This is a genomic window from Polaromonas sp. P1_G4, assembly GCF_056405475.1.
Genome location: NZ_JBFUCA010000907.1, coordinates 1 through 980, shown reverse-complemented (window position 1 = coordinate 980; position 980 = coordinate 1). Strand labels below are relative to the sequence as shown.

1 protein-coding gene is annotated in these 980 nt (G+C 54.1%); it reads right to left on the bottom strand.

The features are described 5' to 3' along the window. Window positions 1-280 precede the first annotated feature (280 nt). On the bottom strand, window positions 281-980 hold a 700-nt coding region (locus AC1D1X_RS24360; protein ID WP_477699496.1), incomplete at its 5' end, for a class I SAM-dependent methyltransferase.

Sequence of the window (980 nt, the reverse complement as noted above, 5' to 3'; positions counted from 1 at the left end):
ATTCCTGTCAGCCTGCTGGACGCGCGCCCCATCTGAATCGCTATCAATTCAATAGCTGCTTGCGCCTGTCTCTACTGGGCTGAGTTCACTTTTGATGCTTGAAAAAAACTTAAAGAGGCTTTTGGAGCACCTGGAAGTTGTTTCGGGCGCTCACAAGCAGCCTGAAGGCATTCGGGCAATTTCGGGGCCATTTTTATCCATGAAATGGGATTCCAGGCCAATAGGGATGAGCGCAACCAGCTATCAAAAAAGGAGCGTTACTGCACCACGCCACGCACCATCAAGGTTGGCCGAAAGCCCGGGCGGCCCAAGGCGGTATATGGTTACAGAAGGCATGGACACCTTCCGAGAAACTGCCAAAGCCAACCCCATGGTTCTGCGCAAGAAGCGCCAGGCTCCGTGATGAGAAAAGGCTGATATGCCCATTGCGCGGCGAGGCGTACCACCAGGTCAGCTGCTCGCCGGTCTTGATATGGCCGTCAGACAACAGCGTCGAGAACATGATCAAGCCATCCGGTGACATTAGCTTCTTGAGGTCAGACATCAATGCCCAAACGTCCGGAACATGTTCAAACACCTCATATGCGGTGATCAGGTCGAACTTACCCAGTGTCTCAACGCTGAGGTTTCTGTCCACAAAAGGGTCATATGACGTGGATTGCCAATGGGCTTCCCGCATCAACCTGGCCAGGCCGCCATTGCCGCCACCATAGTYGAGGTGCCTCAGGTTGGGGGCCAGATCGCCAAATCTTTCACGCAGGAGGGCTGCGTTTGCTTCTGCCCGGGCTTGTACGTAATGGGGATCGACAACAACGTACTGGTCGTTGTAGATTTTTTCCTCAAATTCTTGCAGACTCCACGCGCAAATCTCCGGCGCGAAACAAAAAGCACAGCTCTGGCAGACCGCATAGGCTACAGGCACGCCGGAAACACCCAAGGGGGCCGAGTTGCATGACTTGTTGAAGTCGACGGGATCAAGC